The following is an 8,238-nucleotide window of genomic DNA, read 5'->3' as shown; positions in this document are numbered from 1 at the left end:
GTACCATCGAACTGCCAGAAGGCGTTGAGATGGTAATGCCAGGCGACAACATCAAGATGGTTGTGACTCTGATCCACCCAATCGCGATGGACGACGGTCTGCGTTTCGCAATCCGTGAAGGTGGCCGTACCGTTGGCGCGGGCGTGGTTGCTAAAGTTCTCGGCTAATCGCTGATAACATTTGACGCAATGCGCATGAAAAGGGCATCATTTGATGCCCTTTTTGCACGCTTTCACATCAGAACCTGGCTCATCAGTGATTATTTTTGTCATAATCATTGCTGAGACAGGCTCTGCAGAGAGCGTATAATCCATAAAGGGATTATTTCGATTTGGCTCGCCTCGCAATCGCGGGGTGAAATTATTTGTAGAATTCTTCTGACAGGTTGGTTTATGAGTGCGAATACCGAAGCTCAAGGGAGCGGGCGCGGCCTGGAAGCGATGAAGTGGGTCGCTGTTGCCGTGCTGCTGATTGTGGCAATCGTTGGCAACTATCTTTATCGTGACATGATGCTGCCGCTCCGCGCGCTGGCAGTGGTGATTCTGATTGCTGCAGCGGGCGGTGTCGCGCTGTTGACGACTAAAGGTAAAGCAACCGTTGCTTTTGCACGCGAAGCGCGTACCGAAGTCCGTAAGGTCATTTGGCCGACTCGCCAGGAAACATTGCACACCACGCTGATCGTAGCGGCGGTTACCGCTGTAATGTCACTGATCCTGTGGGGACTGGATGGTATTCTGGTTCGCCTGGTTTCCTTTATTACTGGCCTGAGGTTCTAAGATGTCTGAAGCCCCTAAAAAGCGTTGGTACGTCGTTCAGGCGTTTTCCGGTTTTGAAGGCCGCGTAGCAACGTCGCTGCGTGAGCATATCAAATTACACAACATGGAAGAGTTATTTGGCGAAGTTATGGTTCCGACCGAAGAAGTGGTTGAGATCCGTGGCGGCCAACGTCGCAAAAGCGAGCGTAAATTCTTCCCGGGTTACGTGCTGGTTCAGATGGTGATGAACGACGCGAGCTGGCACCTGGTGCGCAGCGTACCGCGCGTGATGGGCTTTATCGGCGGCACGTCTGACCGTCCGGCGCCAATCAGCGACAAAGAAGTTGATGCGATTATGAACCGCCTGCAGCAGGTTGGTGATAAGCCGCGTCCTAAAACGCTGTTTGAACCGGGTGAAATGGTTCGTGTTAGCGACGGTCCGTTTGCTGACTTTAACGGCGTCGTTGAAGAAGTGGACTACGAGAAGTCCCGCCTGAAAGTTTCTGTTTCTATCTTCGGTCGTGCGACCCCGGTAGAACTGGACTTTGCGCAGGTCGAAAAAGCCTAAGCAGCGATCAAAAAAGCGGCGATTTAATCGTTGCACAGGGCGCGAGATTGGAATACAATTTCGCGCCTTTTGTTTTTATGGGCCCCGGCCCGTAAAACGAATTTTATTCACGGGGAGCCTCCCTGAGGCGCTATTACCCAATCAGAGGATTTTAGAATGGCTAAGAAAGTACAAGCCTACGTCAAGCTGCAGGTTGCAGCTGGTATGGCGAACCCAAGTCCACCAGTTGGTCCAGCTCTGGGTCAGCAGGGTGTGAACATCATGGAATTCTGTAAAGCGTTCAACGCCAAAACCGAATCCCTGGAAAAAGGTCTGCCAATCCCAGTCGTAATCACTGTTTACGCTGACCGTTCTTTCACTTTCGTTACCAAAACCCCTCCAGCAGCTGTTCTGCTGAAGAAAGCGGCTGGTATCAAGTCTGGTTCCGGTAAACCGAACAAAGACAAAGTGGGTAAAATTTCCCGCGCTCAGCTGCAGGAAATCGCGCAGACCAAAGCTGCCGACATGACTGGTGCCGACATTGAAGCGATGACTCGCTCAATCGAAGGTACTGCACGTTCCATGGGCCTGGTAGTGGAGGACTAAGAAATGGCTAAACTGACCAAGCGCATGTCCGTGATCCGTGACAAAGTTGATGCGACCAAACAGTACGACATCAACGAAGCTATCGCTCTGCTGAAAGAACTGGCAACTGCTAAGTTCGTTGAAAGCGTTGACGTTGCCGTTAACCTCGGCATCGACGCGCGTAAATCCGATCAGAACGTTCGTGGCGCAACTGTACTGCCACACGGTACTGGCCGTTCCGTTCGCGTAGCTGTATTTGCTCAGGGTGCAAACGCTGAAGCTGCTAAAGCTGCCGGCGCTGAACTGGTAGGTATGGAAGATCTGGCTGATCAGATTAAGAAAGGCGAAATGAACTTTGACGTTGTTATTGCTTCTCCAGATGCAATGCGCGTTGTTGGCCAGCTGGGCCAGGTTCTGGGTCCACGCGGCCTGATGCCTAACCCGAAAGTCGGTACTGTAACTCCTAACGTTGCTGAAGCGGTTAAGAACGCTAAAGCAGGTCAGGTTCGTTATCGTAACGACAAAAACGGCATCATCCACACCACCATCGGTAAAGTGGACTTTGACGCTGACAAACTGAAAGAAAACCTGGAAGCTCTGCTGGTTGCGCTGAAAAAAGCAAAACCAACTCAGGCGAAAGGCGTGTACATCAAGAAAGTTAGCATCTCCACCACCATGGGTGCAGGTGTTGCAGTTGACCAGGCTGGCCTGAGCGCTGCTGCAAACTAATGCCTTTACGTGGGCGGTGATTTTGTCTACAATCTTACCCCCACGTTTGCTAACGAAAGTTAGCGGCTAAAAGATTTGTTCGTTGGAGCCTGGCCTAATCCAGGCCTCCGTCGAAGACCGCAGGTGTTTCGCAAGAGACTTAATGCCCTGCGTAGACGGTGACAGAACGCTAAGATTATTTTTGGATACTCTGGCTTGTTTCTGCTCACCGTATTAAGACGCTCTTTCCGTTGGGGAGAGTGAAGTGAGTTCCGGAACATGAGTTCCGGCAAACATCCAGGAGCAAAGCTAATGGCTTTAAATCTTCAAGACAAACAAGCGATTGTTGCTGAAGTCAGCGAAGTAGCCAAAGGCGCGCTGTCTGCAGTAGTTGCGGATTCCCGTGGCGTTACTGTAGACAAAATGACTGAACTGCGTAAAGCAGGTCGTGAAGCTGGCGTATACATGCGTGTTGTTCGTAACACCCTGCTGCGTCGCGTAGTTGAAGGTACTCAGTTCGAGTGCCTGAAAGACACGTTTGTTGGTCCGACCCTGATTGCATACTCTATGGAACACCCGGGCGCTGCTGCTCGTCTGTTCAAAGAGTTCGCGAAAGCGAATGCAAAATTTGAGGTCAAAGCTGCAGCCTTTGAAGGTGAGTTGATCCCGGCATCGCAAATCGATCGCCTGGCAACCCTGCCGACCTACGAAGAAGCAATTGCACGCCTGATGGCAACCATGAAAGAAGCTTCGGCTGGCAAACTGGTTCGCACTCTGGCTGCTGTTCGCGATGCGAAAGAAGCTGCTTAATCGCAGTTATCTTTATAAAGCATTCGCTTACGTATAAACTTATTCTGATTTTCAGGAACAATTTAAATGTCTATCACTAAAGATCAAATCATTGAAGCAGTTGCAGCTATGTCCGTAATGGATGTTGTAGAACTGATTTCTGCAATGGAAGAAAAATTCGGTGTTTCTGCTGCTGCTGCTGTAGCTGTAGCTGCGGGCCCGGCTGAAGCTGCTGAAGAAAAAACTGAATTCGACGTAATTCTGAAAGCTGCTGGCGCTAACAAAGTTGCTGTTATCAAAGCAGTACGTGGCGCAACTGGCCTGGGTCTGAAAGAAGCTAAAGACCTGGTAGAATCTGCTCCAGCTGCGCTGAAAGAAGGCGTGAGCAAAGACGACGCAGAAGCACTGAAAAAATCTCTGGAAGAAGCTGGCGCTGAAGTTGAAGTTAAATAAGCCAACTTTTCTGGTTGCAGCCTGAGTAATTAGGCTGATGGCTGGTGACTTTTTAGTCACCAGCCTTTTTGCGCTGTAAGGCATCAGTAGCATTTCACACTGTTTGACTGCTGATTGTCCTGACAATGCATGTTTCTATCGACGACTTAATATATTGCGACAGGGTGCTCGCTCTGTGTAAATCGCGACGAAATGATTTAAGCGTGATAGCAACAGGTATTGCGGAAAGTATTCAATTTTCCGGTCCACAAAATGGTGTTGCACAAACTGTCCCTTCGTCGGACAGATGGGTCGACTTGTCAGCGAGCTGAGGAACCCTATGGTTTACTCCTATACCGAGAAAAAACGTATTCGTAAGGATTTTGGTAAACGTCCACAAGTTCTGGACATTCCATATCTCCTTTCTATCCAGCTTGACTCGTTCCAGAAGTTTATCGAGCAAGATCCTGAAGGGCAGTACGGTCTGGAAGCAGCCTTCCGCTCCGTGTTCCCGATTCAGAGCTACAGCGGTAACTCCGAGCTGCAGTACGTCAGCTACCGCCTTGGCGAACCGGTGTTTGACGTTCAGGAATGTCAGATCCGTGGCGTGACCTATTCCGCACCGCTGCGCGTAAAACTGCGTCTGGTGATCTACGAGCGCGAAGCGCCGGAAGGCACCGTAAAAGACATTAAAGAACAAGAAGTCTACATGGGTGAAATTCCACTCATGACAGACAACGGTACTTTCGTTATCAACGGTACTGAGCGTGTTATCGTTTCCCAGCTGCATCGTAGCCCGGGCGTCTTCTTCGACAGCGATAAAGGTAAAACACACTCTTCCGGTAAAGTACTGTATAACGCACGCATCATTCCTTACCGTGGTTCATGGCTGGACTTCGAGTTCGATCCGAAAGACAACCTGTTTGTCCGTATCGACCGTCGTCGTAAGCTGCCTGCAACCATCATTCTGCGTGCGCTGCAATACACCACTGAACAGATCCTGGACCTGTTCTTTGAGAAAGTGATCTTTGAAATCCGCGACAACAAGCTGCAGATGGAGCTGGTGCCGGAACGTCTGCGTGGCGAGACCGCGTCGTTCGACATCGAAGCCGACGGCAAAGTGTATGTGGAAAAAGGTCGCCGTATCACCGCGCGCCACATCCGCCAGCTGGAAAAAGATGATATCAAACTCATCGAAGTTCCGGTTGAGTACATTGCAGGAAAAGTAGCCGCGAAAGATTACGTTGACGAGTCAACGGGTGAGCTGATCTGCCCAGCGAACATGGAGCTGAGCCTGGATCTGCTGGCTAAGCTGAGCCAGTCTGGCCACAAACGTATCGAAACGCTGTTCACCAACGATCTGGATCACGGCGCGTATATTTCTGAGACTATTCGCGTCGACCCAACCACCGATCGTCTGAGCGCGCTGGTCGAAATCTACCGCATGATGCGTCCTGGTGAGCCACCAACTCGCGAAGCGGCGGAAAGCCTGTTCGAGAACCTGTTCTTCTCCGAAGACCGCTACGATCTGTCCGCGGTTGGTCGTATGAAGTTCAACCGTTCTCTGCTGCGCGACGAAATCGAAGGTTCCGGTATCCTGAGCAAAGACGACATCATCGAAGTGATGAAGAAGCTCATCGATATCCGTAACGGTAAAGGCGAAGTGGACGATATCGACCACCTCGGCAACCGTCGTATCCGTTCCGTAGGCGAAATGGCGGAAAACCAATTCCGCGTTGGCCTGGTACGTGTAGAGCGTGCGGTGAAAGAGCGTCTGTCTCTGGGCGATCTGGATACCCTGATGCCTCAGGATATGATCAACGCCAAGCCGATTTCTGCAGCAGTGAAAGAGTTCTTCGGTTCAAGCCAGCTGTCTCAGTTCATGGACCAGAACAACCCGCTGTCTGAGATTACGCACAAACGTCGTATCTCTGCACTCGGCCCAGGCGGTCTGACCCGTGAACGCGCAGGCTTTGAAGTTCGAGACGTACACCCGACGCACTACGGTCGCGTATGTCCAATCGAAACGCCTGAAGGTCCAAACATCGGTCTGATCAACTCCCTGTCCGTGTACGCACAGACTAACGAATACGGTTTCCTCGAGACCCCGTACCGTAAAGTGACCGACGGTGTTGTAACCGACGAAATTCACTACCTGTCTGCTATCGAAGAAGGCAACTACGTTATCGCTCAGGCGAACTCCAACCTGGATGACGAAGGCCACTTTGTAGAAGATCTGGTTACCTGCCGTAGCAAAGGCGAATCCAGCTTGTTCAGTCGCGACCAGGTTGACTACATGGACGTATCCACCCAGCAGGTGGTATCCGTCGGTGCGTCCCTGATCCCGTTCCTGGAACACGATGACGCCAACCGTGCATTGATGGGTGCGAACATGCAACGTCAGGCCGTTCCAACTCTGCGCGCTGATAAGCCGCTGGTTGGTACCGGTATGGAACGTGCTGTTGCCGTTGATTCCGGTGTTACTGCGGTTGCTAAACGTGGCGGTACTGTTCAGTACGTCGATGCATCCCGTATCGTTATCAAAGTTAACGAAGACGAGATGTATCCGGGCGAAGCAGGTATCGACATTTATAACCTGACCAAATACACCCGTTCTAACCAGAACACCTGTATCAACCAGATGCCTTGCGTATCTCTGGGTGAGCCAGTTGAGCGCGGCGACGTGCTGGCAGACGGTCCGTCCACCGACCTCGGTGAACTGGCGCTCGGTCAGAACATGCGCGTAGCGTTCATGCCGTGGAACGGTTACAACTTCGAAGACTCCATCCTCGTCTCCGAGCGTGTGGTTCAGGAAGATCGTTTCACCACCATCCACATTCAGGAACTGGCATGTGTGTCCCGTGACACCAAGCTGGGGCCAGAAGAGATCACCGCTGACATCCCTAACGTGGGTGAAGCTGCGCTCTCCAAACTGGATGAGTCCGGTATCGTTTACATCGGTGCGGAAGTGACCGGCGGCGACATTCTGGTTGGTAAGGTTACGCCGAAAGGTGAAACTCAGCTGACGCCGGAAGAGAAACTGCTGCGTGCAATCTTCGGTGAGAAAGCGTCTGACGTTAAAGACTCTTCTCTGCGCGTACCAAACGGTGTTTCCGGTACGGTTATCGACGTTCAGGTCTTCACCCGTGACGGCGTTGAGAAAGATAAGCGTGCGCTGGAAATCGAAGAGATGCAGCTCAAACAGGCTAAGAAAGACCTGTCTGAAGAACTGCAGATCCTCGAAGCGGGTCTGTTCAGCCGTATCTATGCGGTGCTGGTTGCCGGTGGCGTTGAAGCTGAGAAGCTCGACAAACTGCCACGCGATCGCTGGCTGGAACTGGGCCTGACCGACGAAGAGAAACAAAATCAGCTGGAACAGCTGGCTGAGCAGTATGACGAACTGAAACACGAGTTCGAGAAAAAACTCGAAGCGAAACGCCGCAAAATCACTCAGGGCGACGATCTGGCACCAGGCGTGCTGAAGATTGTTAAGGTGTATCTGGCCGTTAAACGTCAGATCCAGCCTGGTGATAAGATGGCAGGTCGTCACGGTAACAAGGGTGTTATCTCTAAGATCAACCCGATCGAAGATATGCCGCACGATGCTAACGGTACGCCGGTAGATATCGTACTGAACCCGCTGGGCGTACCGTCTCGTATGAACATCGGTCAGATCCTGGAAACTCACCTGGGTATGGCTGCGAAAGGTATCGGCGACAAGATTAACGCCATGCTGAAGCAGCAGGAAGAAGTCGCGAAACTGCGCGAATTCATCCAGCGTGCCTACGATCTGGGTACCGACGTGCGTCAGAAAGTCGACCTGAATACCTTCAGCGATGAAGAAGTGCTGCGTCTGGCTGAGAACCTGAAAAAAGGTATGCCAATCGCAACGCCGGTCTTCGACGGTGCGAAAGAAGCTGAAATTAAAGAGCTGCTGCAACTGGGTGGTCTGCCAACATCTGGTCAGATTACGCTGTTTGACGGCCGTACCGGTGAACAGTTCGAGCGTCCGGTAACCGTAGGTTACATGTACATGCTGAAACTGAACCACCTGGTCGACGACAAGATGCACGCTCGTTCTACCGGTTCTTACAGCCTGGTTACTCAGCAGCCGCTGGGTGGTAAGGCACAGTTCGGTGGTCAGCGCTTCGGGGAGATGGAAGTGTGGGCGCTGGAAGCATACGGCGCGGCATACACCCTGCAGGAAATGCTCACCGTTAAGTCTGATGACGTGAACGGTCGTACCAAGATGTATAAAAACATCGTGGACGGCAACCATCAGATGGAGCCGGGCATGCCAGAATCCTTCAACGTACTGTTGAAAGAGATTCGTTCGCTGGGTATCAACATCGAACTGGAAGACGAGTAATTCTCGCTCAAACAGGTCACTGGTGCCGGGTTAACCCCCGGCACCAGATTGTG

8 protein-coding genes are annotated in these 8,238 nt (G+C 51.7%); all 8 read left to right on the top strand.

Features of this window, described 5'->3' with window-relative positions; genetic code table 11:
- Positions 1 to 167: EF-Tu C-terminal domain-related protein (locus tag ACZ6J2_RS21515; protein ID WP_001669278.1), on the top strand; the 167-nt coding region annotated here is incomplete at its 5' end.
- Between the two features lie 225 nt (positions 168 to 392).
- Positions 393 to 776: a preprotein translocase subunit SecE gene (gene secE / locus ACZ6J2_RS21510; protein WP_014068449.1), complete on the top strand. Its 384-nt coding sequence runs from the start codon at positions 393 to 395 to the stop codon at positions 774 to 776.
- 1 nt (position 777) lies between these two features.
- Positions 778 to 1,323, top strand: coding sequence for a transcription termination/antitermination protein NusG (gene nusG / locus ACZ6J2_RS21505; RefSeq protein ID WP_002438628.1), 546 nt, complete (start codon positions 778 to 780; stop codon positions 1,321 to 1,323).
- A 156-nt stretch (positions 1,324 to 1,479) separates the two neighbouring features.
- Positions 1,480 to 1,908: a 50S ribosomal protein L11 gene (gene rplK / locus ACZ6J2_RS21500; protein ID WP_008503452.1), complete on the top strand. Its 429-nt coding sequence runs from the start codon at positions 1,480 to 1,482 to the stop codon at positions 1,906 to 1,908.
- A 3-nt stretch (positions 1,909 to 1,911) separates the two neighbouring features.
- The gene (gene rplA, locus ACZ6J2_RS21495) at positions 1,912 to 2,616 is read left to right on the top strand and encodes a 50S ribosomal protein L1 (RefSeq protein ID WP_006810530.1); all 705 of its coding nucleotides are present in this window, start codon (positions 1,912 to 1,914) and stop codon (positions 2,614 to 2,616) included.
- A gap of 291 nt (positions 2,617 to 2,907) precedes the next feature.
- Positions 2,908 to 3,405: a 50S ribosomal protein L10 gene (rplJ, locus tag ACZ6J2_RS21490; RefSeq protein WP_001207203.1), complete on the top strand. Its 498-nt coding sequence runs from the start codon at positions 2,908 to 2,910 to the stop codon at positions 3,403 to 3,405.
- 66 nt (positions 3,406 to 3,471) lie between these two features.
- Positions 3,472 to 3,837 (top strand): 50S ribosomal protein L7/L12, encoded by a 366-nt coding sequence (gene rplL, locus ACZ6J2_RS21485; RefSeq protein WP_006176746.1) that lies wholly within the window; start codon positions 3,472 to 3,474, stop codon positions 3,835 to 3,837.
- Positions 3,838 to 4,156: 319 nt separating this feature from the next.
- Positions 4,157 to 8,185, top strand: coding sequence for a DNA-directed RNA polymerase subunit beta (gene rpoB / locus ACZ6J2_RS21480; protein ID WP_023334099.1), 4,029 nt, complete (start codon positions 4,157 to 4,159; stop codon positions 8,183 to 8,185).
- Positions 8,186 to 8,238 lie beyond the last annotated feature (53 nt).

It is taken from the genome of Enterobacter sp. E14S, assembly GCF_055666685.1.
This window is presented reverse-complemented; position numbering and strand designations above follow the sequence as displayed.

What these genes read in the sequence shown, in the direction of transcription:
- rplJ (WP_001207203.1), top strand. Translation starts at nt 2,908, where the DNA reads ATGGCTTTAAATCTTCAAGACAAACAAGCGATTGTTGCTGAAGTCAGC.
- nusG (WP_002438628.1), top strand. Translation starts at nt 778, where the DNA reads ATGTCTGAAGCCCCTAAAAAGCGTTGGTACGTCGTTCAGGCGTTTTCC.
- rpoB (WP_023334099.1), top strand. Translation starts at nt 4,157, where the DNA reads ATGGTTTACTCCTATACCGAGAAAAAACGTATTCGTAAGGATTTTGGT.
- rplK (WP_008503452.1), top strand. Translation starts at nt 1,480, where the DNA reads ATGGCTAAGAAAGTACAAGCCTACGTCAAGCTGCAGGTTGCAGCTGGT.
- rplA (WP_006810530.1), top strand. Translation starts at nt 1,912, where the DNA reads ATGGCTAAACTGACCAAGCGCATGTCCGTGATCCGTGACAAAGTTGAT.
- rplL (WP_006176746.1), top strand. Translation starts at nt 3,472, where the DNA reads ATGTCTATCACTAAAGATCAAATCATTGAAGCAGTTGCAGCTATGTCC.
- secE (WP_014068449.1), top strand. Translation starts at nt 393, where the DNA reads ATGAGTGCGAATACCGAAGCTCAAGGGAGCGGGCGCGGCCTGGAAGCG.